General features: G+C 72.6%; 25 protein-coding genes. 10 read left to right on the forward strand and 15 right to left on the reverse strand.

Translation table 11 applies throughout. The features are described 5' to 3' along the window. The first annotated feature begins 150 nt into the window (after positions 1–150). Complete coding sequence (gene argS, locus OG764_RS16115; protein WP_328969106.1) at positions 151–1,926, forward strand: arginine--tRNA ligase; 1,776 nt, start codon at positions 151–153, stop codon at positions 1,924–1,926. Positions 1,927–1,990: 64 nt separating this feature from the next. Here argS and OG764_RS16120 read toward each other — a convergent pair whose 3' ends face one another. Continuing rightward, positions 1,991–2,104 carry a Txe/YoeB family addiction module toxin gene (locus OG764_RS16120; protein WP_328969107.1) on the reverse strand — a complete coding sequence of 38 codons (114 nt, stop codon included), beginning with the start codon at positions 2,102–2,104 and terminating at the stop codon, positions 1,991–1,993. Between the two features lie 129 nt (positions 2,105–2,233). Here OG764_RS16120 and OG764_RS16125 point away from each other — a divergent pair, with 129 nt between their 5' ends. Further along, the gene (locus OG764_RS16125; protein WP_328973035.1) at positions 2,234–3,046 is read left to right on the forward strand and encodes a VOC family protein; all 813 of its coding nucleotides are present in this window, start codon (positions 2,234–2,236) and stop codon (positions 3,044–3,046) included. Between the two features lie 66 nt (positions 3,047–3,112). Here the strand turns inward: OG764_RS16125 and OG764_RS16130 are convergent, their stop codons facing one another. The 5 genes from OG764_RS16130 to OG764_RS16150 all read right to left on the reverse strand — a co-directional run bounded on the left by OG764_RS16130 (position 3,113) and on the right by OG764_RS16150 (position 6,005). Continuing rightward, a complete protein-coding gene (locus OG764_RS16130) occupies positions 3,113–3,505 on the reverse strand; it encodes a type II toxin-antitoxin system VapC family toxin (protein WP_328969108.1) in 393 nt (130 codons plus the stop codon). Continuing rightward, positions 3,502–3,732 (reverse strand): FitA-like ribbon-helix-helix domain-containing protein, encoded by a 231-nt coding sequence (locus OG764_RS16135; protein ID WP_328969109.1) that lies wholly within the window; start codon positions 3,730–3,732, stop codon positions 3,502–3,504. The genes OG764_RS16130 and OG764_RS16135 overlap by 4 nt, the downstream gene beginning before the upstream one ends. 194 nt (positions 3,733–3,926) lie before the next feature. Further along, positions 3,927–4,658, reverse strand: coding sequence for a transporter substrate-binding domain-containing protein (locus OG764_RS16140; protein WP_328969110.1), 732 nt, complete (start codon positions 4,656–4,658; stop codon positions 3,927–3,929). A gap of 280 nt (positions 4,659–4,938) precedes the next feature. Continuing rightward, positions 4,939–5,481 (reverse strand): hypothetical protein, encoded by a 543-nt coding sequence (locus OG764_RS16145; protein ID WP_328969111.1) that lies wholly within the window; start codon positions 5,479–5,481, stop codon positions 4,939–4,941. 17 nt (positions 5,482–5,498) lie between these two features. After that, complete coding sequence (locus OG764_RS16150) at positions 5,499–6,005, reverse strand: hypothetical protein (protein ID WP_328969112.1); 507 nt, start codon at positions 6,003–6,005, stop codon at positions 5,499–5,501. A gap of 243 nt (positions 6,006–6,248) precedes the next feature. On the opposite strand from OG764_RS16150, the gene OG764_RS16155 reads away from it, so the two are divergent. Next, positions 6,249–6,812: a GNAT family N-acetyltransferase gene (locus OG764_RS16155; RefSeq protein WP_328969113.1), complete on the forward strand. Its 564-nt coding sequence runs from the start codon at positions 6,249–6,251 to the stop codon at positions 6,810–6,812. 30 nt (positions 6,813–6,842) lie between these two features. Here the strand turns inward: OG764_RS16155 and OG764_RS16160 are convergent, their stop codons facing one another. Continuing rightward, positions 6,843–7,115, reverse strand: a complete 273-nt coding sequence (locus OG764_RS16160; RefSeq protein ID WP_328969114.1) for a DUF1876 domain-containing protein — start codon at positions 7,113–7,115, stop codon at positions 6,843–6,845. Positions 7,116–7,259: 144 nt separating this feature from the next. Between OG764_RS16160 and OG764_RS16165 the strand changes: the two genes are divergently transcribed. Beyond that, a complete protein-coding gene (locus OG764_RS16165; RefSeq protein WP_328969115.1) occupies positions 7,260–8,342 on the forward strand; it encodes a DNA polymerase III subunit beta family protein in 1,083 nt (360 codons plus the stop codon). 6 nt (positions 8,343–8,348) lie between these two features. Here the strand turns inward: OG764_RS16165 and OG764_RS16170 are convergent, their stop codons facing one another. After that, entirely contained in the window at positions 8,349–9,449 is a 1,101-nt protein-coding gene (locus OG764_RS16170) for a LysR family transcriptional regulator (RefSeq protein ID WP_328969116.1), read from the reverse strand. Between the two features lie 89 nt (positions 9,450–9,538). Between OG764_RS16170 and OG764_RS16175 the strand changes: the two genes are divergently transcribed. Next, positions 9,539–10,525, forward strand: a complete 987-nt coding sequence (locus OG764_RS16175) for a zinc-binding dehydrogenase (RefSeq protein ID WP_328969117.1) — start codon at positions 9,539–9,541, stop codon at positions 10,523–10,525. After that, positions 10,522–11,550 carry an alpha/beta hydrolase family protein gene (locus OG764_RS16180; RefSeq protein ID WP_328969118.1) on the forward strand — a complete coding sequence of 343 codons (1,029 nt, stop codon included), beginning with the start codon at positions 10,522–10,524 and terminating at the stop codon, positions 11,548–11,550. The genes OG764_RS16175 and OG764_RS16180 overlap by 4 nt, the downstream gene beginning before the upstream one ends. A gap of 374 nt (positions 11,551–11,924) precedes the next feature. Here the strand turns inward: OG764_RS16180 and OG764_RS16185 are convergent, their stop codons facing one another. After that, a complete protein-coding gene (locus OG764_RS16185; protein WP_328969119.1) occupies positions 11,925–12,911 on the reverse strand; it encodes an NADP-dependent oxidoreductase in 987 nt (328 codons plus the stop codon). Positions 12,912–13,029: 118 nt separating this feature from the next. Here OG764_RS16185 and OG764_RS16190 point away from each other — a divergent pair, with 118 nt between their 5' ends. Further along, positions 13,030–14,067, forward strand: coding sequence for a GlxA family transcriptional regulator (locus OG764_RS16190; protein WP_328969120.1), 1,038 nt, complete (start codon positions 13,030–13,032; stop codon positions 14,065–14,067). On the opposite strand, the gene hemB is transcribed toward OG764_RS16190, so the two are convergent. The 6 genes from hemB to OG764_RS16220 form a co-directional block, all read right to left on the reverse strand. Next, positions 14,054–15,052, reverse strand: a complete 999-nt coding sequence (hemB, locus tag OG764_RS16195) for a porphobilinogen synthase (RefSeq protein WP_328969121.1) — start codon at positions 15,050–15,052, stop codon at positions 14,054–14,056. The genes OG764_RS16190 and hemB overlap by 14 nt on opposite strands. 183 nt (positions 15,053–15,235) lie before the next feature. Continuing rightward, on the reverse strand, positions 15,236–16,903 hold the full coding sequence (locus tag OG764_RS16200; RefSeq protein WP_328969122.1) for a bifunctional uroporphyrinogen-III C-methyltransferase/uroporphyrinogen-III synthase: 1,668 nt from the start codon (positions 16,901–16,903) through the stop codon (positions 15,236–15,238). Continuing rightward, entirely contained in the window at positions 16,900–17,883 is a 984-nt protein-coding gene (gene hemC, locus OG764_RS16205; RefSeq protein WP_328969123.1) for a hydroxymethylbilane synthase, read from the reverse strand. The genes OG764_RS16200 and hemC overlap by 4 nt, the downstream gene beginning before the upstream one ends. Beyond that, the gene (locus OG764_RS16210) at positions 17,880–19,652 is read right to left on the reverse strand and encodes a glutamyl-tRNA reductase (protein WP_328969124.1); all 1,773 of its coding nucleotides are present in this window, start codon (positions 19,650–19,652) and stop codon (positions 17,880–17,882) included. The genes hemC and OG764_RS16210 overlap by 4 nt, the downstream gene beginning before the upstream one ends. Then, positions 19,649–20,416, reverse strand: coding sequence for a redox-sensing transcriptional repressor Rex (locus OG764_RS16215; RefSeq protein WP_328969125.1), 768 nt, complete (start codon positions 20,414–20,416; stop codon positions 19,649–19,651). The genes OG764_RS16210 and OG764_RS16215 overlap by 4 nt, the downstream gene beginning before the upstream one ends. Positions 20,417–20,689: 273 nt before the next feature. Beyond that, entirely contained in the window at positions 20,690–20,968 is a 279-nt protein-coding gene (locus OG764_RS16220; protein WP_328969126.1) for a glutaredoxin family protein, read from the reverse strand. A 108-nt stretch (positions 20,969–21,076) separates the two neighbouring features. Between OG764_RS16220 and OG764_RS16225 the strand changes: the two genes are divergently transcribed. The 3 genes from OG764_RS16225 (at position 21,077) to OG764_RS16235 (ending at position 24,579) form a co-directional block, all read left to right on the forward strand. Continuing rightward, positions 21,077–22,027: an HAD family hydrolase gene (locus OG764_RS16225; protein WP_328969127.1), complete on the forward strand. Its 951-nt coding sequence runs from the start codon at positions 21,077–21,079 to the stop codon at positions 22,025–22,027. Positions 22,028–22,344: 317 nt separating this feature from the next. Next, positions 22,345–23,142 carry an ECF subfamily RNA polymerase sigma factor, BldN family gene (locus tag OG764_RS16230; protein WP_328969128.1) on the forward strand — a complete coding sequence of 266 codons (798 nt, stop codon included), beginning with the start codon at positions 22,345–22,347 and terminating at the stop codon, positions 23,140–23,142. 216 nt (positions 23,143–23,358) lie between these two features. After that, positions 23,359–24,579, forward strand: coding sequence for a DUF5667 domain-containing protein (locus OG764_RS16235; RefSeq protein WP_328969129.1), 1,221 nt, complete (start codon positions 23,359–23,361; stop codon positions 24,577–24,579). The last annotated feature ends 3 nt before the right edge of the window (positions 24,580–24,582 follow it).

Genomic DNA, 24,582 nt, shown 5'->3' on the forward strand with positions numbered 1-24,582 from the left:
GCTGAAACATTCTCCCAGACGGAAGCAGCCGCTCCGGGGTTGCTTTTATCCACGGGATGGTCCTTGGTCCCGCGTGGGATACTCGTCGGGCCGCGCGCATACCCATGCTCCGGCCGCACCACCCACGACGTCTCACAGGAACGGCAGCTCATGGCCTCGGTCCCTTCCCTCGCTTCCGCCGTAGAACAGCGCGTCTCCGCCGCCCTCTCCTCCGCTCTGCCGGAGGCCGGGGCCGCCGACCCGCTGCTGCGACGAAGCGACCGGGCCGATTTTCAGGCCAACGGCATCCTGGCGCTCGCGAAGAAGGCGAAGGCCAATCCGCGCGAGCTGGCGGGCACCGTCCTCGACGGCCTCGACAAGGGCGACGTGATCGCCGAGATCGAGGTCTCGGGCCCCGGCTTCCTCAACATCACCGTCTCCGACAAGGCGATCATCGAGACGCTGGCGGCCCGCGCCGCCGACGACCGGCTCGGTGTGCCCGTCAACGCGTCGGCCGGCACCACGGTGATCGACTACGCGCAGCCGAACGTGGCCAAGGAGATGCACGTCGGGCACCTGCGGTCCGCCGTGATCGGCGCCGCGATGGTCGAGATCCTGGAGTTCACCGGCGAGAAGGTGGTCCGCCGCCACCACATCGGCGACTGGGGCACCCAGTTCGGCATGCTCATCCAGTACCTGATCGAGCACCCGCACGAGCTGGACCACAAGGCGGACGGCACGGAGGGTGACGCGGAGGTCTCCGGCGAGGAGGCGATGTCGAACCTGAACCGCCTCTACAAGGCCTCGCGGGCGCTCTTCGACTCCGACGAGGAGTTCAAGACGCGGGCCCGCGCCCGGGTGGTCGACCTCCAGGCCGGCGACCCCGAGACCCTCGCGCTGTGGCAGCGGTTCGTCGACGAGTCGAAGATCTACTTCTACTCCGTCTTCAACAAGCTCGACATGGACATCCAGGACCCGGACGTCGTCGGCGAGTCCGGCTACAACGACATGCTGGTGGAGACCTGCAAGCTGCTGGAGGAATCCGGTGTCGCGGTCCGCTCCAACGGCGCGCTGTGCGTGTTCTTCGACGAGTACAAGGGCCCGGACGGCAACCCGACCCCGCTGATCGTCCAGAAGTCGGACGGCGGCTTCGGGTACGCGGCCACCGACCTGTCGGCGATCCGCGACCGCGTCGGGAACCTGAAGGCGACCGACCTGGTGTACGTGGTGGACGCCCGCCAGTCGCTGCACTTCAAGATGGTCTTCGAGACGGCCCGCCGGGCCGGCTGGCTGACCGGGGACACCAAGGCCGTCCAGCTCGCCTTCGGCACCGTCCTGGGCAAGGACGGCAAGCCGTTCAAGACCCGCGAGGGCGAGACCGTACGGCTGGTGGACCTGCTGGACGAGGCGGTGGAGCGGGCCGCGTCCGTGGTCCGCGAGAAGGCCCAGGACCTCACCGAGGACGAGATCGCCGAGCGGGCCGCGCAGGTCGGCATCGGCGCGGTGAAGTACGCGGACCTGTCCACGTCGGCGGCGCGCGACTACAAGTTCGACCTGGACCAGATGGTGTCGCTGACCGGTGACACGTCCGTGTACCTCCAGTACGCGTACGCCCGTATCCAGTCGATCCTGCGCAAGGCGGGCGACCGCAGCCCGACCGCGCACCCCGAGCTGGAGCTGGCCCCGTCGGAGCGGGCGCTGGGCCTGCACCTGGACGCGTTCGGCGAACTGATCGCCGAGGCGGCCGCGGAGTACGCCCCGCACAAGCTGGCCGCGTACCTGTACCAGCTTGCGTCGCTGTACACGACGTTCTACGCCGAGTGCCCGGTGCTGAAGGCCGACACCGCGGAGCAGGTGGAGAACCGTCTGTTCCTGTGCGACCTGACCGCCCGCACCCTCTCCAAGGGCATGTCCCTCCTGGGCATCCGCACCCCCGAGCGCCTCTGACGCTCCCGGCACCACGAGAACGGCCCCCGGCGCACCCGCCCCGGGGGCCGTCCCGTTTCAGCGTTCAGTAGTGGTAGTGAGCCTGGGCGATCTCCACCGCCTCGTCTCTGACCCGGTACACGAGGCGGTGTTCGTCAGTGATCCGGCGGGACCACCATCCGGAAAGGTTCTCCCGCACCGGTATGAGTTCAGGTGCGTCCGGCGATGCTTAACCCGAACGGCCCGATTCCGGGCCCTGGGCACGGGTAGGGGACGGGCCGTCCTTCCCCCGTAGTACCCACCCGATCCTGGAGGCCTCGTGCCCACCATGTCCGGCTCCTACCGGCCCGGTACCCCCTGCTGGACCGACCTGATGGTTCCCGACCAGCAGGCCGCGCTCGACTTCTACCGCGATCTCTTCGGCTGGCAGGGCGAGATCGGCCCCGCCGAGCAGGGCGGCTACTCCGTCTGCACCCTCAAGGGGCAGCCCGTCGCCGGGATCATGAAGGCGATGAACCCCGACGGCACCGTCCCGGACCCGCTGCCCCCGGCCGCGTGGACCACCTACCTCGCCACCGACGACGCGGACGCCGTCGCCACCGCGAGCACGGCCGCGGGCGGCAACACGGTCATGCCCGTCATGGACGTCATGAACCTCGGCCGGATGGCCGTCCTCGCCGACCCGACCGGCGCCGCGTACGGGGTCTGGCAGGCGGGCACGTTCCCCGGCGCCGGGATCGTCAACGAGCCGGGCGCGATGATCTGGAACGAGCTGGCCACCACCGACACGAAGGCCGCCGCCGCGTACTACGAGGCGGTCCTCCCGGTCGGTACCGCGCCGTCCGAGATTCCCGGCACCGAGGAGTACGGCTACACCGAACTGAAGGTCAACGACCGTGCGGTGGGCGGGATCATGGGCCTCGACCAGCACCCGGAGGGCACCCCGCCGCACTGGATGGTGTACTTCGACGTCGACGACGCGGACAGCGTGCAGGCCGCCGCCGAACGCGCCGGAGCAACCGTCCTGGCCCCCGCCTTCGACATGCCGGTCGGCCGGATGGCCGTCCTCGCCGACCCCCAGGGCGCCGTCTTCGCCGTCATCAAGACCAGCGACGCCCCCCAGCAGCCCGACCCGAGCTGACCGCCGCACCCCTGTGACCTCCCCCGGCGCCCCACCCGGGGGAAGGCACGTCCGGAGCGCAAAGCGTCAGCCAAACACGTCGATCTTGCAACGAGGACTGCCCGAGCGGACGATCCGGGCGTCACAGGTGATCAGCGGGACCTGAAGCCCTTCAGCGAGGGCGACGTACGTCGCGTCATACGCGGACAGGTTCGCGTACAGCTCACGCACTCTGGGCAACACCGGCACGTGCTCCATCCGGCGGACCGGCAGGGCAGCGAAGTGCTCCCATGCGACGTCAAGTTGATGGTCCGACAGCTTGCCGCCCCGGTGGCGGCCGAGCAACGCCTGTGCGACCTCCACGTCGAGAAGGAACGGTGCCGCGAGCCGTTCGCCCAGCGTCCGCTCACGGACTGCTTCGCCCACCGGCCCTGCATCGGCCACGAGCATCACGACGGCACTCGCATCGATCACGATCACCCGCGCCGCCGCCCTTCGTCCAGGTCCGCCACGACCTCGTCAGCACTCAGGTGAGCCGAGACGCGCGAGCGGATCCGCATGACGACGTCCTCGATCGAGGGCGTCGCGGCTTCTTCCTCCAGCAACGTGCGGGCGTACGCCTGGAGGGACTGGCGGTTGCGGGCTGCTCGTATCTTCAGCTCGGCGAGCGCCTCATCGGACAGGTCGCGGACGTAGAGAGTGGCCATGCAACAAGACTAGTCGCATTGCAAGCATTCTGCTGGCAGCGTCCCGGAGGGCATGCGGCGATACGGGGTACGGCTGGTGGCGGGGCCTGGGGCGGGAGGCCGGCGGGGCGGGGTCGGTCAGGGAACCTGGGACCACCCGCCACCGTCCCGACCTCCCGAGGTAGACCCCCGCACCCGACCCCGCCGACGTCCCCTCAGACTCCCGGAGCCGCCAGGTTCTCCGGCTGCCCCGCGCGGCGCAGCGACTCGGTGACGAAGCCCGTCGCCTTCAGGTCTTCCACGAAGGCCCGCAGGAAGGCCACCGTCTCGGGCGCCCGCCCGACCGTCGTCCCCAGCGCCTGCCGGATCTGCATGAAGCCCTCGTCGATCAGCCGCACCTCGGGATGCGCGGCCGCGTACGCGGTCATCGGCTGCCGGATCCCGGCCCCGACCTCCAGCCCCCGCTCCCGGAAGACGTCCACGCCCTCCGCCCCGCGCACCGGTTCCGCGTGCTCCAGGGTCCGCGTGAGGAACAGGTCGTACGCGGAGCCCTCCTTGACGCCGATCCGCACGCCCGTCCGGTCCACGTCCGCCACGGCTTTGATGTCCGAGGCGCGCGGCACCGCGTACACGCCCTCGATCACGACGTACGGCGCCGTGAACGCGACCTCCGCCTCGCGGGCCGGCTCCACCGCCAGGAAGCAGATGTCGGCGCGGCCGTCGGCCATCGCCTCGAAGGACTTGCGGGCCGCGTCGAAGCACAGGAACTCGACGGGCAGCCCGAGCCGGGCGGCCAACTCCCGCGCGATGTCCACGGTGATGCCGGCGGGCGCCTCCGGGGTGCCCTGGGCGAGCACCGGGTTCCCGAGATTGATCGAGGCCCGCAGCACCCCGTTCGGTGCCAGGTCCGCCACGATGTCCGCGCTGATCTGCGTGTTCTCCGTCATGCGGCGGAGTCTAGGCGCGCCGTCGAACCGGTCCTCGTACGAGCCTCCCAGCGGCGGATCGAAGAACTCGCACCACACCGGCCTTGCCGGAGCCGACGCGTTCCGACACCCCACCGGTCCGCGAGCGCGCCGACGGCCACCAGCCCGCGCCCGCCCTCCGCGCCGTGCGCGACCGGCGCGCGCACGGCCGGCCACCCCGGCCCGCTGTCGTGCACCTCGACCCGTACGGGGTTCTCGAAGCGGAGCAGCCGGACGCGGCAGCTCCGCCCCGGACAGCGGGTCAGTGGAAGGACACGTGGTACTGGCCCGCCTTGCCGGTCACCGGCGCGAAATGGACCGTGCCGGACCGGCCTTCGTACAGGCCGTTGCCGCCCGTCACGAAGCCGTCGAAGCCCTTCGGCTCGACCTTGGCGCGCGGAACCGGCACGAGCACGCTCACACCGATCTGGCTGCCGCTGTCGAAGTCGAACGTGAGGCTGCACTGCGAGGTGTCGTACTTCGCGCCCACCTTCTGGAGGGTGCAGACCCGGTAGACGGTGCCGGCCCGCTTGCGGGTACCGGGCACCGTGGACGTCATGATTCCGTTGCTGCCGCACGGAACGCCGACGCCGGGCAGGCCGAGGGCGCAGGACACCGGCGCCCTGCCCACGGGGTCCACCGTGAAGCCCGGGACGAGCACTTCCGGCTCCTCCTCCACAGCCTCCGCCTGCAGCACGGCCCCCGTCTCTTCAGGTGGTTCGTCGGCCGCGGCCGGGCCGGCCAGGGCTGCGATCAGGCCCATGCCCGCCACGACGAGGGCCAGGACCCGCTTCGCTGATTTCATGACTCCGCTTCCCGTACTCAGCCGCCGAACGACACCACGTAAGCGTTCGGCACGTACGCTCCGGTGTCCTCGTTCTTGAGCGGCGTGTAATTCGCATTCCCGGAGTGACCCGCGTACACCAAGCTCCCGCCCGTCACAGCGCCCGTGGAACTCTTGGGCTCCGCGCCCGAACCGGGGTGCGGAAGGCTCAGCAGGATGTCGACCGAGATCTGCGATTCGCTGCTGGAGAACACGAACGTGATGCTGCAGTGGTGAATGTCGTAACTCGTCCCCTCCTCCTCCAGAATGCACATGCGGTGGGACTTCCCAAGGATCTCGTTGGCCGTGGTGTTGGCCCGCATCGTGCCGGTGCTGGCGTAGGGGACCCCGAGCTGGACCGAGCCCCCGCCGATCGGCACGCCGACCCCGGTCACCTCGACGTCCGGGGCGCTGGCGCCCGCCCACGCCGCCCCCGTCCCGGACAGCAGCACCCCCGCCGCCGTCGCCGCCACCATCGCGCCCCGTGCCAAGGACTTCGCCCGCATCACACACTCCTGCCGCTGTCGCCGGCCACCCCTCGCGGCCGGTCCGCGGTCATCCGATCACCCTCCGTGACCGGCCTGTCGGCAACACCACGTTGTTCCGTGCAGGACCACTCGACTAGCCGGTGACATATGCCGGGCGCAAGCCGCGGCCGCCCCGTCCCAGGTGACGGCCGCCGGACCGGCGAAATGCGGCGCGCGGGGTGTGCGATGCTGCGGGCTCGTGTCTTCGACCCTGGGGAAATCGTGAGAACTGACGTCAGTCTCCACCCACTTGACGAGGGGCTCCTTCAGGCGCTGCTCGGCGCCGCCGTTGCCGACGCGGATCCGTTCGAGGTGATGCCGCCGGTGGATCCGGACGGGCCGCCGGGATGGACCGAGCAACGTCAAGCCGCGTTCCTCGCGTTCCACCGGTCGCGGGCGCTCGCGGTCGAGCCCGTGGAGTGCACGTACGTGATCGCCGTTGACGGGGATGTCATCGGTGCGGCCCGGCTGTGTCCGCTCGACGAGCCCGCCGGCACCGTGGAGGCGGGCGTGTGGATCGTGCGCGGGCAGCGCGGGGCGGGGGTCGGCGGGGCGGTGCTCCAGCGGATGATCTCGCTCGCGAGGTCGGCGGGGTTCGGCGCGTTCTTCATCAGCACCAAGCCGGAGAACACGGCCGTGCTGCGGCTGCTCGACGGGCTGGGCGCGGTGGCCCTCCGCGAGGGCGGCAGCGTGACGTCGACGATCGACCTCGGCACGGACAGCTCCGAGACCGCCGACACCGCCGACACCGAAGCGGAGACCGCCGCGGAGGGAGCCCGGCTCTGACCGGCCGGGCTCCTTCCCCGCCTCGTTGCCTCAGCGGTTGATGGGGTACGAGTGCCGGCCGCTCACCTCGTCGATCTCGGCGTGCGCTTTCTGCAGGAGTTTCGACGCCAGGTCCATGAGCGCGCGGGCGCCCGCGATCTCCTCGCCGACCCGCAGTTGATCGGGGTCGGAAGGGTGGCGCAGGGCGTAGCCGCGTCCCTTCAGTTCCGTGCCGTCCGACAGCCTGAGCAAGCACGCCGCGGTGGTGCGGTGGCCTTCGTCCGTGAATTCGTTCTCTACGTGCCATCCCACGTGCGTGGACATCGTGGATCACCTCCGGAGGTCGCCCTCTCTACCCTCCAGGGTGCGCCCGGCCCGTCCGGTCCGCGAGGCGGCGGAGGAGGCGTGATCGTTCGGCTTGACCCTCGACTTGGTGCAGGGCTCAGAGTCCTGGGTGTGGAGAGCGAGATGCGCAGTATCGGCGAGACGGCCCGCGACAGCGGGCTCGGGGTGAGTGCCCTGCGGTTCTACGACCGGTCGGGCGTGCTGGTGCCGGACCGGGTGGATCCGGTGAGCGGGTACCGGTGGTACGGGCCGGAGCAGCTGGAGGAGGCGCGGCTGCTGGCGCGGCTGCGGCGGGCCGGGATGCCGCTGGCGGACATCCGGCTCGTGCTGGCCGGCTGGTCCGGTGAGGACACCGTGCTGGTGCGGCAGCTGCTCCGGGCGCACCTGCGCCGCCTCGAAGCGGGGCTGGCCGATGCCCGCAGCGAGTTCTCCGCGGTCCGAGCACTACTCGCGCACAGGGAGAAGACCATGACTTCGATCCGTACCGACGCCGCCGCCCGTGTGGACGTCCCCGGGGCCGGGCTGGCCGCCGCGCTCGACGCGGTGCGTTTCGCCGCGAGTGCCGACCCGGAGCTGCCGATGCTCGGCGGGGTCCTGTTCGACATCGAGGGGGACGCGCTGCGGGTCGTGGCCACCGACCGGTACCGGCTGGCCGTCGGGCACGCCGTGACGGCCGGGCACGACGGGCCGCGCGTGCAGGTGATCGTGCCGTCGCCGCTCGCCGACGCGATGCGGGCGCTGCTGGCCGACGGCGACACGTCCGCGCGGCTGACCGTGGAGGACGGCCGGGTGGCGCTGGAGGCGGGCGACCGGCAGACGGCCGGCCGGTGCCTCGACCACGACTTCCCCGACTACCGGCGCCTGGTCCGGCTGCCGGCAGGGCGCCGGGCCGTGGTCGACGTACCGGCCTTCCGGGAGGCGCTGGAGACCGGGCCGGTGCGCGAGCGGGACGGTGGGGGCGCCGACCTCAGCGTGCTGGCGGTGACGGCCGACGGTGTGGTGTCCGTCTGCGGGGACGGCGACGGGGACGGGGACGGCGGGGACCGGGTCGCCGTCAACCGGGAGTTCCTGCTGGACGCGCTCGCCGCGGGGGGCGGGGAGCGGGTGGTGCTGGAGCTGGGCGCGCCGACCGCTCCGCTGGCGGTCCGGCGGACCGACAGCGAGGAGACGTTCTCGCTGCTGATGCCGGTCCGGCTGGAGAGCTGACCCAGGTCACCAGCGGGTTGCGCCGGGGCCGGGGGCCGGGGCGGGGCCGGGGGCGTCGTCGGGCGGGAGGGGGAGCCAGTCGCGTGCCGGGTCGTATTCCAGCCAGCGACCGGCCCCCGCTTCCGCGGCGCAGGCGGCGGTGAGGGCGGTCAGGTCCGGGTGGCCGTTGGCGGAGTTCCACAGCAGCGACCAGGCGTACAGCGGCGTGGGGTCGATCAGGGGGACGGTGCGCAGTCCGGGGATCTCCGGGAGGGGCACGTCGGCGGGCACGAGCGAGAAGCGGCGGGGGTCCTGGGCGACTTCGGTGAGGAAGTGGGCGAGCCCGAGGTTGACGCCGGCGGCGCGTTCCCGGATGCCGAAGTGGTCGGCGAAGCGGTGGAGGAAGTCGAGGCGGTCGAGCGCGCCGGGCGACCACAGGACGCTGTCGCGCAGCTGGTCGGGCCGCAGGGCCGGTGCGGTGGCGAGGGGGTGGTCCGCACTGAGGACGGCGTCGACGGGTTCGAGGCGGACCAGGCGGTGGGCCAGCCCTGCGGGCAGGGGCGGGTGGACCCGGCCGAAGGCGGCGTCGATGTCGCCGTGCAGGAGGGCTGCCGTGACGGACGGCAGGTCGCGCCCGTGGCCGGGCACCAGGCCGGGCGGCCGGCCCGCGTCAGACCCGGGCAGCCGGCCCGCGTCAGACCCGGGCAGCCGGCCCGCGTCAGACCCGGGCAGCCGGCCCGCGTCAGGCCCGGGCGGCGGGCTCTGGTCCTGTCCGTCTCGCCCCGCGACCCGGCCGGCGACCTGGGCCAGGGTCCGCATGGGGGCGTAGAGGTGGCCCCATACGTCCACGCGCAGGGGGCGGCTCGTGCCGATGGCCGCCGCCACCGCGGCGTCGGCGGCGGCCAGGGTCCGGCGGGCCGGTTCGAGGAAGCGGCGCCCCGCGTCGGTGAGGTGTACGCCGTGGCCGCCGCCGCGTCGGAACAGCGCGGTCCCCAGCAGGGATTCGAGCCGCGCGATCCGCTTGGACAGCGCCTGCTGGGAGATCGCGAGCGTCCCGGCCGCCCGCCCGAAGTGCAGTTCTTCGGCGGCGCGCACGAACGCCCGTAGCTGTGCGCCGTCCAGATCCATGGCTGTCACCATAGGCGACAACCGGAAGTTGTCGGATTCTCCCGCTCGTTGTTGGATCTCGGGGTGGCCGGGGAGGTTGCATCCTCGTCATGCGAAGACTGATTCCCACGGGAGACGCGGCGCGACCGGTCGCGTTCGCCGAAGTGCCCCAGCCGGTTCCGGAGGCCGACGAGGCGCTGGTGAAGGTCGAGGCGTTCGCGCCGAACCGGGGCGAGACGTTCCTCCTCGAACGCCCCCGTCCGGGGCTGCTGCCCGGCAAGGACATCGCGGGGCTGGTCGTCCAGGCCGCCGCGGACGGCTCGGGTCCCCGCGTCGGGACCCGGGTGGTCGGGCATCCGGCGCAGGGCGGCTGGGCCGAGTACGCGGCCGTGCCCACGCACTCCCTCGCCGTCCTCCCCGACGGCATCGACTCCGTACGGGCGGCGGCGCTCCCGCTGGCCGGGATCACCGCGCTGCGGCTGCTGCGCACGGCGGGCGCCCTGGCCGGGCGGCGGGTGCTGCTGACCGGCGCTTCGGGGGGCGTCGGCCACTACGTCACCGAGCTGGCCGTCGCGGCCGGCGCCGAGCTGACCGCGGTCACGGCCACGCCGGAACGCGGTGCGCGGCTCGGCGACCTGGGGGCCGAGGTGGTGCACGAAGTGGCGGCGGCCCGGGGGGAGTTCGACGTCGTATTGGAGTCCACGGGCGGGCCGGACCTGCCTGTCGCGCTCTCCAAGGTGCGGCCGGGCGGCCTGCTCGTCTGGTTCGGGCAGGCGAGCCGCACCCCGGCGACCCTCGACTTCTTCGACCTCCTCGGCGGACCCGAGGGCGTCACGATCCGTCACTTCCACTACGCCGGCGGGCACTACGGCGCCGACCTGGAGACGCTGGTGCGGCTCGTGGAACGGGACCGGCTGCACCCGGAGATCGGCCGGACCGCCGACTGGGCGGACACCGCCACCACCCTGATCGACCTGCGCGAACGCCGCATCCGCGGCAAGGCCGTCCTCCTGACGGGAACGGGAACGGAGACGGGTACGGGCGCGGGTACGGGAACGGGAACGGGTACGGATACGGGAACGGGGGCAACGCGATGAGCGCCACCGAGCCGGCCACCACCGAGATCGCCACCGAGCCGGCCACCGAGGCCGCCGGGTTCGCCGACGCCCAGTGGCGCCGGGCCACCGGCGCGGGGGTCGACCCGCACGAGTACCGGCGCGTCACCGGGGGCCTCGGGTCGGTCGCCGACTGGGGGCCGTCGTTCCGGCGGACCGGACGGGCGTACGTCGCGCGGGCCGCGGACGCGGGATCGGCCGTGACCGCGGGTGAGAGCCTGCTGATGGCGGCCCGGTGGTACCACCTCGCCACACTGGCTCCGTACGCGCAGGCACATCACGCCGCGGCCGAGGCGGACGAGGCCATGGGGCGCGCGCTCGCCGTTCTGGAGCCCGGAGCCCGGCGGGTGCGGGGCGAGGGGTTCACCGGCTGGCTGCGCGGCCCCGCCGACGCGCCGGGCACCGTGGTCGTCGTCCCCGGCCTGGACTCGGCCAAGGAGGAGTTCCTGGGCCTGGCGTCCGCGCTGCTGGCCCGCGGGCTGGCGGTGTTCGCGATGGACGGGCCCGGACAGGGCGCCCTCACGGCCACGACGGTCGTGCAGGCGGACTACGACCGGGTCGTCGGCCGGGTCGTCGACGCCCTCGGCGTCCCGCGGATCGGTCTCGTCGGCCTCAGCCTGGGCGGCTACTACGCGGCCCGGACCGCGGCGCTGGACCCGCGCGTGGCGGCCGTCGCGACCGTCAGCGGCCCCTTCCGCCTCGACTGGGAGCAACTGCCCCAGCCGGTACGGGACATCCTGGCGCAGCGGGCGGGCGGCACCGGTCCGGCCCGGGCGTTCACCCGCCAGGTGGACCTGGCCGCCCTGGCGCCCCGCATCGAGGCGCCGCTACTGGTGGTGGACGGCGGCCAGGACGTCATCCCCGGCGCGACGAACGGCGAACCGCTGGCCCGCCACGCCCCGCACGCCGCCTACCTGTCCGTCCCCCACGGCGACCACCTCCTGGGCAACGCGCAGCCGGACTGGCTCCCCCACGTCGCCGACCACCTCACCAACACCCTGACGTAACACCCCGCCCCGCCGGCACCCCGGGCCCGTCGGCACCCTCGGCCCGCACCCCCGGCCCGTCGGCACCCCAGCCCCGCTGACGCCCGGGGCATTACAGCCTCGCCGGCGTTTGAGGCGCGGGTCCGGGCAGAGCCCGGTGCCCGGCGCCAGCCGGGTTGCAGTCTTGGGGCTCCGCCCCAAACCCCGCGCCTCAAACGCCGGCGAGGCTGGAAGTTGTACCCCACGGCACCGGCAAAGCTGGGAACTGCCCATCAGGGCACCGACGAAACTGGGGGTTGCGCCCCAGGCACCGACGAAGCTGGGGCGGGTTGCACCCCCGGGCACCGGCGAAGCCGGCGGTCACGCCCCAGGCCGCCGTGAGGCCAAGGGTGTCGTCACTCGGACACGGTCAGGACGATCTTCCCCGACGTCCGCCGCGTATCCATCAACGCGTGCGCCTCCCCCACCCGTTCCAGCGGCAGCACCGCCTCGACCGCCGCCCGCAACAACCCCCGCTCCACCAGCGCCGCGATCTCCCGCAACCCCGCCCCGTCCGCCTCCACCGCCATGAACCCGGCCCGCAGCCCCAGCAGTTCCGCCTCGGCAGCCAGATACGCCTCGGCCGGCGAGGCCAGCGCGACGTGCACACCGCCCGCCCGCAGCGTCCGCAGCGAGCGCGGCCCGTACGCACCGCCGACCGCGTCGAGGACCACGTCCACGTCCCGTACGGTCTCCGCGAAGTCGGCCGTCGTGTAGTCGACCAGCTCGTCCGCGCCCAGGCCCCGCAGGAACCCGTGCTTGGCGGCGCTCGCCGTGCCGATCACGTACGCCCCGCGCGCCTTGGCGATCTGCACCGCGAGGTGCCCGACCCCGCCGGCCGCCGCGTGGATCAGCACCCGCTGCCCGGGGCGGACGCCGGCGGTGTCCACGAGGGCCTGCCAGGCGGTGAGCGCGGCCAGCGGCAGCGCCGCCGCCTCGGTGTGCGTGAGCGCGGCCGGCTTGTGCGCGAGGTGGCGGGCCGGGGAGACCACGTACTCGGCATAGGTGCCGGCCGGCACGGGGTGGCGGGGCATGCCGAAGACCTCGTCGCCCGCCCGGAAGATGGTCACGCCGGGCCCGACCGACTCGACCACGCCGCTGAGGTCCCAGCCGAGCCGGACCGGGGGGACGGCCTCGCCGGACAGGCCCGCGATGCCGCCGGTCGCCCGGTGCCAGGAGTCGGTCGGGTTCACGCCGGCCGCGCGGACGCGTACGAGGACCTCGGCGAAGCCGGGCTCCGGGCGGACCGCCTCCACGACCTTCAGCACCTCGGGCCCGCCGAGGGCGTCCTGCCCGACCGCCCGCATGGTCGCTACCGCCTTGGTCGCCCGTACCGCCTGCATGTCCGCCGCCCTCCGTGGCGGCCGGCCCCTCCCGGACCGGCCTCGCAGGAAGAAGATTTCCGCAGCGGCCCACCCCCTCACGAGTGGCAAGAATGTCAATACATGCAAAGATCTTGCCATGCCCGCCACGCCCGCCCCGCCCACTCCTGCCGCGCCCGCGCCCGCGACCCCGCACCGCGTCGTCGTCCTCGCCCTCGAAGGCGTCTATCCCTTCGAACTGAGCATCCCGGTAAGGATCTTCGGCACCGCGGCCGCCCCGGACGGCGCGCAGCTGTACGAGGTCGTCACCTGCGGTCTGGAGAGCGGATCCGTGCGCACCAGCGCCGACTTCGCCGTCACCGTCGACCACGGCGCGCCGGTCCTCGCCACCGCGGACACCCTCGTGATCCCGCCGTTCGCCTGCGCCCCGGACGGCCCCCGCGACTGGCTGCCCGCCGAACTGGCCGCCGCCCTCGCCCTGTTGCCGCCGCACGCCCGCATCGTGTCGATCTGCACGGCCTCGTACGTCCTGGCCGCCGCGGGCCTCCTCGACGGCCGGCGCGCCACCACCCACTGGAGCGAGGCCGCGACCTTCCAACAGGCCTTCCCGCACGTCGAGGTGGACGCGAACGTGCTGTTCATCGACGACGGCCGGGTGCTCACCGCGGCCGGCGTGGCCGCCGGGGTCGACCTGTGCCTGCACCTGCTGCGCCGCGACCACGGCAGCGAGGTCGCCAACCGGGTGGCCCGGCTGTGTGTCGTACCGCCGCACCGGGAGGGCGGCCAGGCCCAGTACATCGAGCGGCCGGTGCCCGCGCCCGAGGCGGCCACGACGGCGGCCACCCGCGCCTGGGCCCTGGAGCAGCTCCACCGGCCGCTGTCGCTGGCCGAGTTGGCCGGGCACGCGGCCATGAGCGTACGGACGTTCTGCCGCCGCTTCGGGGAGGAGGTGGGCATGCCGCCGGGCCAGTGGCTGGCCCGGCAGCGCCTCGACTACGCCCGCCGGCTGCTGGAGACGACCGCCCTGCCGGTGGACCAGGTGGCGGCGCGGGCCGGGTTCGGCACGGCGGCGGCCTTCCGGCAGCACCTGGCCGCCGACATCGGGGTCTCCCCCACCGCCTACCGCACCACGTTCGCGGCGGCCGGTCCCGGGCCTCGCGGCACTACTGCCGCTTGAGCCGGCCGGCGACCTCGGTCGCCCAGTACGTGAGGATGGTGTCCGCCCCGGCCCGCTTGATGCCGAGGAGCGTCTCCATGATCGCCCGGTCCCGCTCGATCCAGCCCTTCTCGGCGGCGGCCTCGATCATCGCGTACTCGCCGGAGATCTGGTACGCGGAGACCGGCACGTCCACGGCCTGCGCGACCCGGTACAGGATGTCGAGGTAGGGGCCGGCCGGCTTCACCATGACCATGTCGGCGCCCTCTTCGAGGTCGAGCGCCAGCTCCCGCAGCGACTCCCGGGCGTTCGCCGGGTCCTGCTGGTAGCTCTTGCGGTCGCCCTGGAGGCTCGACGCGACGGCCTCGCGGAACGGCCCGTAGAAGGCGGACGAGTACTTCGCCGTGTACGCGAGGATCGACACGTCCTCGTGCCCGGTCTCGTCGAGCGCGTCACGGATGACGCCGACCTGGCCGTCCATCATGCCGCTGGGGCCCACCATGTGGACGCCCGCGTCGGCCTGGACCTGCGCCATCTCCGCGTACCGCTCCAGCGTCGCGTCGTTGTCGACCCGGCCGTGCTCGTCGAGGACCCCGCAGTGCCCGTGGTCGGTGTACTCGTCCAGGCACAGGTCCGACATGATGACGAGCTCGTCGCCGACCTCCGCCTTCACGTCGCGGATCGCGACCTGGAGGATCCCGTCCGGCTCGGTGCCCGCCGTGCCCAGCGCGTCCTTGTTCTCGTCGGCGGGCACCCCGAACAGCATGATCCCCGCGACCCCGGCCTCGACCGCCTCCGCGGCGGCCTTGCGGAGCGTGTCCCGGGTGTGCTGGACCACGCCCGGCATCGCGGAGATCGCGATCGGCTCGCTGATGCCTTCCCGGACGAACGCCGGGAGGATCAGGTCCGAGGGGTGCAGCCGGGTCTCCGCGACCATCCGCCGCATGGCGGGCGTGGTGCGCAGCCGGCGGGGCCGCGAGCCGGGGAAGGATCCGTACACGCTCATCTTCAGTCGCCTCTTCGAAGCATCGACAGCAGTCGCCCCAAGCCTAGAGCCCACCCGAGAGCACGAAACGCCGGCGGGGCTGGGCATCCAAACCCCTCCGGGGTCCGAATCCAGCCCCGCCGGCGTTCGAGGCGCGGGGTACGGGGCGCAGCCCCGGGCTCGAAGCGTCGAGCCCCCGACCCGTCAGGTCGTACGGCGCCGCCGCGCCCCCGGCCGCCGCTCACTCGGCCGGAACACGGACTCCCCGGCCTCCTTCGCCGCCTCCCGGCGCGCCGCCCCGTACTCTGCCAGCGCCTCCGCCAGCTTCGAAACGCTCGGCTCGGGCGACAGCACGTCCACCCGCAGCCCGTGCTCCTCCGCCGTCTTGGCGGTGGCCGGCCCGATGCACGCGATGACGGTGACGTTGTGCGGCTTGCCCGCGATGCCCACGAGGTTGCGGACCGTGGACGACGACGTGAAGAGCACGGCGTCGAACCCGCCCCCCTTGATCGCCTCGCGCGTGTCCGCCGGCGGCGGCGAAGCCCGCACGGTCCGGTAGGCGGTGACGTCGTCGACCTCCCACCCGAGCTCGATGAGCCCGGCGACCAGCGTCTCCGTCGCGATGTCCGCGCGCGGCAGGAAGACGCGGTCGATCGGGTCGAAGACCGGGTCGTACGGCGGCCAGTCCTCCAGCAGTCCGGCCGCGGACTGCTCGCCGCTCGGCACGAGGTCCGGCTTCACGCCGAACTCGACCAGCGACGCGGCCGTCTGCTCGCCGACCGCGGCGACCTTGATGCCCGCGAAGGCGCGCGCGTCGAGCCCGTACTCCTCGAACTTCTCCCGTACCGCCTTCACCGCGTTGACCGACGTGAAGGCGATCCACTCGTACCGGCCGGTGACCAGGCCCTTGACCGCCCGCTCCATCTGCTGCGGGGTCCGCGGCGGCTCGACGGCGATCGTCGGGACCTCGTGCGGCACCGCGCCGTACGACCGCAGCTGGTCGGAGAGCGAGGCCGCCTGCTCCTTCGTGCGCGGGACCAGGACCCGCCAGCCGAAGAGCGGCTTCGACTCGAACCACGCCAGCTCGTCTCGGCGCGCGGAGGTGCTGTGCTCACCGACCACGGCTATGACGGACTGGTGGCCCTCGGGCGACGGCAGCACCTTGCCCTGCTTGAAGACCTGGGCGATGGAGCCGAGCGTGGCGCTCCACGTCCGCTGCCGGGTCGTCGTACCGCCGACGGTCACCGTCAGCGGGGTGTCGGGCTTGCGGCCGGCCGTCACCAGCTCCGCGGCGGCGGCCGAGACCGTCTCCAGCGTCGCCGACACGACCAACGTTCCGTCGCTGGCGCCCGCTTCGGCCCAGCAGCGCGCCGAGGCCGTCTTCGCGTCGAGGAAGCGCACGTCGGTGCCCTTCTTGTCGCGCAGCGGGACACCGGCGTACGCGGGTACGCCGACCGCGGTCGCGACGCCCGGGACCACCTCGAAGGGGATGCCCGCCGATGCGCACGCCAGCATCTCCTCGGCGGCGCTGCCGTCGAGGCCGGGGTCGCCCGTCACGGCACGTACCACCCGCCTGCCGGAGCGTGCGGCCTCCATGACAATATTGGCGGCATCCCGGATCACCGGGACCCCGGCGGCTGCTGACGCCTCGTCAGCGACCGTCAGCTGCGGCGTGTCGACACCCGTGCGCGCATGGGTGCGTACGACGTCGAGCACCTCGGGCTCCGCGATCAGGACGTCCGCGGCGGCGAGGGCCTCGACGGCGCGCAGCGTGAGAAGTCCCGGGTCGCCCGGGCCGGCACCGAGGAAGGTGACGTGCCCGTGCGCGGCGAACGCCGGAAGTGCGGAGGTGGTGGACCTTGTGGGGCTCAAAGTGCTCGCTCCCCCATCAGACCGGCCGCGCCCTTGGCCAGCATCTCGTCCGCGAGTTCGCGGCCGAGCGCCATTGCCTCGTTGTACGACTGGGGCACGGGACCGGTGGTGGACAGCTGCACCAGCGAGGAGCCGTCGATCGTGCCGACGACGCCCCGAAGGCGCATTTCGTTGACAGCCTGCCCGTGGCCGGACACGTCGGCCTGCAGGTCGGCGAGTGCGCCCACGGGCGCACTGCAACCGGCCTCCAGAGCCGCGAGCAGGGACCGCTCGGCGGTCACGGCGGCCCGGGTGTCCGGGTCGTCGAGCGCGCCGAGCGCGGCGATCAGTTCCGCGTTGTCCGCGAGACATTCGACCGCCAGTGCCCCCTGGCCGGGGGCGGGCAGAACATGGTCGACCGACAGGAAGTCGGTCGCTTCCGCACCGCGGCCGAGGCGGTTGAGGCCGGCGGCGGCGAGGACCACCGCGTCGAGCTCACCGTCGCGCACGTAACCGATGCGGGTGTCGACGTTGCCGCGGATCGCGACGGTCTCGACGGTCTTGCCGAGCTGCTTTGCGTAGGCGTTCAGCTGGGCCATCCGGCGCGGCGAGCCGGTGCCGATGCGGGCACCGTCGGGCAGCTCCTCGAAGGTCAGCCCGTCCCGGGCGACCAGGACGTCGCGCGGGTCCTCGCGGCGCGGGATCGCGGCGAGCACCAGCTCGTCGGGCTGCGTCGTCGGCAGGTCCTTGAGCGAGTGCACGGCGAAGTCGACCTCACCGCGCAGCAGGGCGTCGCGCAGTGCGGTCACGAACACGCCGGTCCCGCCGATCTGCGCGAGGTTCTCCCGCGAGACGTCGCCGTACGTGGTGATCTCCACGAGCTCGACGGGCCGGCCGGTGACGGCACGCACCGCCTCGGCGACGTGCCCGGACTGGGACATGGCCAGCTTGCTGCGCCGCGTTCCGAGCTTCAGCGGCTGCTGGGCAGGGCCTGAGTTCATGATGCCCGTCCTGTGTTCGTGACGCTCTGTACGTCACCGTCGGTCAGGTCGGCCCGGCTGACGGATGCGACCGTCTCCGGGTCGAGGTCGAAGAGTTCCCGCAGCGCCTCCGCGTACCCGGCGCCGCCGGGCTCGCTCGCGAGCTGCTTGACCCGCACGGTCGGTGCGTGCAGGAGTTTGTCGACGACGCGGCGCACGGTCTGGGTGACCTCGGCGCGCTGGCGGTCGTCCAGGTCGGGCACGCGGCCGTCGAGCCGCGCGACCTCGCTCGCCACGACCTCCGCGGCCATCGCGCGCAGCGCGACGACGGTGGGCGTGATGTGCGCGGCGCGCTGGGCGGCCCCGAACGCGGCGACCTCGGCCGCCACGATCTCGCGTACGAGTTCCACGTCGGCGGCCATCGGCGCGTCGGCGGAGGCCTCCGCGAGCGACTCGATGTCGACGAGCCGCACCCCGGGGATCCGGTGCGCCGCGGCGTCGATGTCCCGGGGCATGGCGAGGTCGAGCAGCGCGAGCCGCACCGGCGCCCCGTTGCTGTGCTGCGCCCGGGCCCCCTTGCGCGGCCCCCGCTGCGCGGCGGCTTCACCCTGGTCGGCCCAGGCCCCGTGCAGTTCGAGCGACCCGGCATCCACCCCGGCCAGCGCGGACCGCCCGTCGGTCAGGTTGTCGAGCCCGACCGGGCACCCGTCCGCGTCGACGACGACGGGAGCGGCGAGCGTACGAGCGGCCCCCGCATCGGGGATCCGCCCGCGCACCCGGGCCGCCTCGGCCAGCCGAGCGACAGCCTCAAGATCGGCGACTTCCAGCCTCGCCCGGGGGTACCCCCGGACGGAGTCCGGGGGAGATTGAGGCGCGGCGTCCGGGGCGGAGCCCCGAGAGGGGGTCCGGGGCGCAGCCCCGGTGACGGGAAGGGGCGGGGAGGGGATCAGCCCCGCAGGGCCCACCGCCCCGGCGATGTCGTCCCCACCCAGCACCAACCCGGTGGCCCCGGTACAGGACACCGCGACATCGACTCGTGTCAGCTCGTCCAGGACGGAGTCCATGGGAACGGCCCGGGCGACCACGCCCGACCCCCCACCCGCGAGGATCGCCGCCAGGCGCTCGGCCCGCTCCAGCGTCCGGTTGGCGACCACGACCTCGGCCACCCCGACCCGCGCCAGCGTCGCCGCGGCGAGCGAGGACATCGACCCGGCGCCGATCACGAGCGCCCGCTTGCCCGCGGCCCACTCCTCCACCGGCATGCCGACGGCGAGCTGCTCCAGTCCGAAGGTCACCAGCGACTGCCCGGCCCGGTCGATCCCGGTCTCGGAGTGCGCCCGCTTGCCGACGCGCAGCGCCTGCTGGAAGAGGTCGTTCATGAGGCGCCCGGCGGTGTGGAGCTCCTGCCCCAGCGCGAGCGCGTCCTTGATCTGGCCGAGGATCTGGCCTTCGCCGACGACCATCGAGTCCAGTCCGCACGCCACGGAGAAGAAGTGGTGGACGGCCCGGTCCTCGTAGTGCACGTACAGGTAGGGGGTGAGCTCTTCGAGCGCGACCCCGCTGTGCTGCGCGAGCAGCGTGGACAGCTCGGCGACGCCCGCGTGGAACTTGTCCACGTCGGCGTACAGCTCGATCCGGTTGCAGGTGGCGAGCACGGCGGCCTCGGTCGCCGGCTCCGCCGCGAGCGTGTCGTGCAGCAGCTTGACCTTGGCGTCCGCGGTCAGCGCGGCGCGTTCCAGCACGCTGACGGGCGCGCTGCGGTGACTCAGTCCGACGACGAGCAGACTCATGCCGGCATCACCGCCGGCAGGTCGCCCTCGGGGCCGGGGCCGTTCTTGCGGGTGGCGGCGCCGCCGCGGACCGCGGGGGGCACGGTGGCGGCGGCGGAGTCCTCGCCGGCCTTGCGCTGCTCGTGGAAGGCGAGGATCTGCAGCTCGATCGAGAGGTCGACCTTGCGGACGTCCACGCCCTCGGGCACCGACAGGACGGTCGGCGCGAAGTTCAGGATGGAGGTGACGCCGGCGGCGACGAGCCGCTCGCACACCTGCTGGGCCGCCCCGGCGGGGGTGGCGATGACGCCGATGGAGACGCCGTTGTCCTCGATGATCTGCTCGAGCTCGTCGGTGTGCCGCACGGGCATGCCGGCCACCGGCTTTCCGGCCATCGCCGGGTCCGCGTCGATCAGTGCGGCGACCCGGAATCCGCGCGAGGCGAACCCGCCGTAATTGGCCAGGGCCGCGCCGAGGTTGCCGATGCCGACGATGACGACCGGCCAGTCCTGGGTGAGGCCGAGCTCGCGGGAGATCTGGTAGACGAGGTACTCGACGTCGTAGCCGACACCGCGGGTGCCGTACGAGCCGAGGTAGGAGAAGTCCTTGCGCAGCTTGGCGGAGTTGACTCCGGCGGCGGCCGCGAGCTCCTCGGAGGAGACGGTGGGCACGGACCGCTCGGACAGCGCGGTGAGCGCCCGCAGGTACAGCGGAAGCCGGGCGACAGTGGCCTCGGGAATGCCTCGGCTGCGGGTCGCCGGTCGGTGAGTTCGGCCAGTTGCCACGATGCTCCTGCGGGATGAGCGGGGCTGCAGGCGGCCACTTGTCCCAGGACCGCCCCGTCGAATGCAGGCTATGTCTTTGTGAACGCGTGCACAAAGATTGTGTCCGCTTTGTCCGACCAAAGTGACCGGGGTCACGCATCTGTGGTGCACGCTGCGGGAACTACCGGCAATCGCCACGCGTCCACATCCCGACGGGGGCAAAACGGAACACACTCCTCATCCATACGCCCCCGAGACCGCTCAAATCGCCCATGATGGTAACCGGTGCCCCGGTCAACCAACCAATGCCCGGCGGAGCCGGTCCGGGTTCACCCGCCAGAAGGTGTGCTGCTCGCCGTCCACGAGCACCACCGGGATCTGCTCCCAGTACTTCCGGTACAACTCCTCGTCCTGCGAAATGTCCTTCTTCTCCCAGGAGGCGCCCGTCTCCGCGCAGATCTGCACGACGACCTGCTCGGCGTCGTCGCACAGATGGCAGCCGGGCTTCCCCACGAGCGTCACCATCCGCTCGGCGGGACTCTTCTTTTCCTTGCGGCGCAGCAGCGGACTCATGCCCCCATTCTCGCGCGCCGAGGGCGTAACACCGCCGCCCCGCAGTGTTCACGCACCTGCATCCCGATGGTTTCGGGACTTACCGAACACAGTGGCTATGCTCGCCACATGGCGGCTCTGAGATGGCTCACCCCAGGTAAGCGCCCGGCGACTGCCCGGAGCGTGCTGGCGGGCGAGGCCTCCGCCGAGGCCGCCCGCAAGACCACGCAGGACCTCGAAGAGCCCGTCGCCGCACCGGCCCCGGACACCGCCGAAGCCGAGGCCGAGCCGGAATTCCCGGTGGCCGGCGACGAGGAGGCCGCGGCCTTCTTCGACCTCGACAACACCGTCATGCAGGGCGCCGCGATCTTCCACTTCGGCCGCGGCCTCTACAAGCGCGAGTTCTTCCAGCGCCGCGAGCTGGCCCGCTTCGCCTGGCAGCAGGCCTGGTTCCGGCTGGCCGGCGTCGAGGACCCCGAGCACATGCAGGACGCGCGCGACAGCGCCCTGTCCATCGTCAAGGGCCACCAGGTCTCCGAGCTGATGGCCATCGGCGAGGAGATCTACGACGAGTACATGGCGGAGCGGATCTGGCCGGGCACCCGCGCCCTGGCCCAGGCCCACCTCGACGCCGGCCAGAAGGTCTGGCTGGTCACCGCGGCCCCCGTGGAGACCGCGACGATCATCGCCCGCCGGCTCGGCCTGACCGGAGCCCTGGGCACCGTCGCCGAATCGGTCGACGGGATCTACACCGGCCGGCTCGTCGGCGAGCCCCTGCACGGGCCCGCGAAGGCCGAGGCCGTCCGCGCCCTGGCCGCCGCCGAGGGCCTCGACCTCGCGCGCTGCGCCGCGTACAGCGATTCGCACAACGACATTCCGATGCTGTCACTGGTCGGACACCCGTACGCGATCAATCCCGATACAAAACTGCGCAAGCATGCCCGCGCCCACGACTGGCGGCTGCGCGACTATCGCACCGGCCGCAAGGCGGCCAAGGTCGGCATCCCCGCGGCCGCGGGGGTGGGCGCCCTGGCGGGCGGCACCGCCGCCGCCGTCGCGCTGCACCGCCGCCGCAAGTAGCGGGGCGCATTCTCCAAGCTCTACCCGCGGCTCCGGCGGGCCATTCGAGCACCCCCGACTCGGCCACATCCAGCGTTGGAACCAGGCATTCCGCACGCAGAAATGATCAGGAACTGATCACCAACAGCGCTGGAATATGCCCTCGACACGAAACAGAAGTGTCGGAAGCGGTGATTTCCGCAACTGGGTGTAGTGCTGCCTGTACGAAGCGTTATTCTCCTCAAACGCATACGGGCACCCCTCCGTCGCCGCACGACTGGTCGACGAGGCAACGGTCCCGCACTGCACGTGATGGAAGCTCTGCCTCTGGGAGTCCCGTGTACCCACCTGTCGGGGTTGACGCCTCGGGCCTGGCTACGCTCCGCGCAACGGTCCTCGACCACCTGCGCGGTTTCGTCCCCACCGCGTACGCCACCCCCGCCTTCGCCGCAGTCCCTGCCGGCTTCGGCCCTGCCGGCCCCTGCTATGCCCTGACCGACGGCGGAGCGACGGTGGGCAGACGGGGCCGCGGCAGCACAGCAGGGCCGACGAGCACCGCAACCGCCCGCCGTCCCACCGCGGACAGCGACAGCGCCCGCATGATGGACCTCGTCGAACGTGCCCAGGCCGGTGAGGCCGAGGCCTTCGGCCGGCTGTACGACCAGTACAGCGACACGGTCTACCGCTACATCTACTACCGCGTCGGCGGAAAGGCGACGGCGGAGGACCTCACCAGTGAGACGTTCCTGCGCGCCCTGCGCCGCATCTCCACCTTCACCTGGCAGGGCCGCGACTTCGGCGCCTGGCTCGTGACCATCGCGCGGAACCTCGTCGCGGACCACTTCAAGTCCAGCCGCTTCCGCCTGGAGGTCACCACCGGCGAGATGCTCGACGCCAACGAGGTCGAGCGCTCCCCCGAGGACTCGGTCCTCGAATCCCTGTCCAACGCGGCCCTGCTGGAAGCCGTCCGCAAGCTCAACCCCCAGCAGCAGGAGTGCGTGACCCTGCGCTTCCTGCAGGGCCTCTCGGTCGCCGAGACGGCCCGGGTGATGGGCAAGAACGAGGGCGCGATCAAGACCCTCCAGTACCGCGCCGTACGCACGCTCGCCCGGCTGCTCCCGGACGACGCGCGCTGACCCCCGACCCCTACCCGGTGACCCGTCGATGACGCTGTGGTCCGATCATCCTTCGTCCGTAACCCAAGTGCCGCGCCGCTCGTTGTGCGGAATGCAGGCTCCCTGTGGACACGCCATGCCCGCGGCAACTCACTCGAAAGAGTGGATGCACTCGGGCAAGGCAACCTTCCTGACACACAGGGGAGTCGATCGTCATGACGAGAGGAGGTGCCGCCAGTGATCGCGAACGTTTCGACGCACCGGCGGGCGAACGCCTTCGCCCAGGCCCTGGAGGATCAGACACCGTCTGATCCTCCAGAGACGGCGGCCGAACAGTCCGAGGCGCCGGCCGAGGCAGCCGAACCGGGCGAGCACAACAGGCTGTTGGCCCTGGCGAATGTGCTCGGCGAACTGCCGCGCCCGGCGCTGGATCCCGAGGTCAAAGTGGTGCAGCGAGCCCAGCTCGTCGCCGCCATGGAGGCCATGGTGATGGAGGGGACGCTGGGCGGTGCCCCGACAGACCCTCAGGTGCCCGAACAGCGGACGGGCCGCGGCGCCCACCGGGCGGCCCCGCTCCGGAAACTGCGGCCCCGTTCCCGCTGGTCCAAGGGCATCGCAGCGGGCGGACTCACGGTCGGTGTGGCCGCGGGAGCCTTCAGCGGGGTGGCCGCTGCCAGCACCGACGCCCTGCCGGGTGATTCGCTCTACCCGGTGAAGCGCGGCATGGAGGACATCGTCCTCGGCATGGCGGACGGCGACGGCGACCGGGGCGAGCTGTATCTGGACCACGCCTCGACCCGGCTCCACGAGGCACGCCGCCTCATGGAGCGCGACAAGGCGGGGGCCCTCGACCACGAATCCCTGGGCGAAATCCGGCGTGCGCTCGCCGGCATGAAGCACGACGCCGAGGAAGGCCACCGCCTTCTCTACTCAGCGTACGAACGGGACGGTTCCCTGGGCCCGATCCAGGCGCTGTCCTCGTTCTCCCGCTCCCACCGGGACGCGTGGGGCAAGCTGCGCGAGCGGCTGCCCGCACAGCTGACCGACGTGGGCGACCAGGTGAATTCGGTCTTCGACGCCATAGACGACGAAGTCCAGCCGCTGGAGTCGCTGCTGCCCAAGCCCGTGCAGAAGTCCCGGCAGTCGCAGTCCGCGACCACCACCACGGACGACGGCACCGGACAGCAGGCCAGCAGGCCGCCGGCCGTACCCGGCACGTCCCCGGCACCCGGCCGGGACGGCGCACCGGAGCGCCCGCAGCCCAGCGGCTCGCACGAGGACGACAGCGGGGACGACGGCCTGCTGGGCGGCGGCACCGGCGGTCTCCTCGACCCGCCGCCGGCCGAACCGGACCCCAGCCCGTCCGTCAGCGGGGAGGCCGAGCCGGACATCACGATCCCGCCGCTCCTCCCCGGCATCCTGCCGGGCCTCGGCCTCTCCGGCGAGGACGTGAACTAGCTC

The organism is Streptomyces sp. NBC_00239 (assembly GCF_036194065.1).
GTDB lineage: Bacteria > Actinomycetota > Actinomycetes > Streptomycetales > Streptomycetaceae > Streptomyces.

Bases quoted from the DNA above. Each gene is read 5' to 3' on its own strand.
- OG764_RS16220 (WP_328969126.1), bottom strand. From the start codon at position 20,968: ATGAGTCCGCTGCTGCGCCGCAAGGAAAAGAAGAGTCCCGCCGAGCGG.
- OG764_RS16160 (WP_328969114.1), bottom strand. From the start codon at position 7,115: ATGTCCACGCACGTGGGATGGCACGTAGAGAACGAATTCACGGACGAA.
- hemB (WP_328969121.1), bottom strand. From the start codon at position 15,052: ATGAGCGTGTACGGATCCTTCCCCGGCTCGCGGCCCCGCCGGCTGCGC.
- OG764_RS16190 (WP_328969120.1), top strand. From the start codon at position 13,030: ATGCCCGCCACGCCCGCCCCGCCCACTCCTGCCGCGCCCGCGCCCGCG.
- OG764_RS16225 (WP_328969127.1), top strand. From the start codon at position 21,077: ATGGCGGCTCTGAGATGGCTCACCCCAGGTAAGCGCCCGGCGACTGCC.
- argS (WP_328969106.1), top strand. From the start codon at position 151: ATGGCCTCGGTCCCTTCCCTCGCTTCCGCCGTAGAACAGCGCGTCTCC.
- OG764_RS16135 (WP_328969109.1), bottom strand. From the start codon at position 3,732: ATGGCCACTCTCTACGTCCGCGACCTGTCCGATGAGGCGCTCGCCGAG.
- OG764_RS16175 (WP_328969117.1), top strand. From the start codon at position 9,539: ATGCGAAGACTGATTCCCACGGGAGACGCGGCGCGACCGGTCGCGTTC.
- OG764_RS16125 (WP_328973035.1), top strand. From the start codon at position 2,234: ATGTCCGGCTCCTACCGGCCCGGTACCCCCTGCTGGACCGACCTGATG.
- OG764_RS16145 (WP_328969111.1), bottom strand. From the start codon at position 5,481: ATGAAATCAGCGAAGCGGGTCCTGGCCCTCGTCGTGGCGGGCATGGGC.
- OG764_RS16185 (WP_328969119.1), bottom strand. From the start codon at position 12,911: ATGCAGGCGGTACGGGCGACCAAGGCGGTAGCGACCATGCGGGCGGTC.
- OG764_RS16140 (WP_328969110.1), bottom strand. From the start codon at position 4,658: ATGACGGAGAACACGCAGATCAGCGCGGACATCGTGGCGGACCTGGCA.
- hemC (WP_328969123.1), bottom strand. From the start codon at position 17,883: ATGAACTCAGGCCCTGCCCAGCAGCCGCTGAAGCTCGGAACGCGGCGC.
- OG764_RS16180 (WP_328969118.1), top strand. From the start codon at position 10,522: ATGAGCGCCACCGAGCCGGCCACCACCGAGATCGCCACCGAGCCGGCC.
- OG764_RS16165 (WP_328969115.1), top strand. From the start codon at position 7,260: ATGCGCAGTATCGGCGAGACGGCCCGCGACAGCGGGCTCGGGGTGAGT.
- OG764_RS16150 (WP_328969112.1), bottom strand. From the start codon at position 6,005: ATGCGGGCGAAGTCCTTGGCACGGGGCGCGATGGTGGCGGCGACGGCG.
- OG764_RS16210 (WP_328969124.1), bottom strand. From the start codon at position 19,652: ATGAGTCTGCTCGTCGTCGGACTGAGTCACCGCAGCGCGCCCGTCAGC.
- OG764_RS16170 (WP_328969116.1), bottom strand. From the start codon at position 9,449: ATGGATCTGGACGGCGCACAGCTACGGGCGTTCGTGCGCGCCGCCGAA.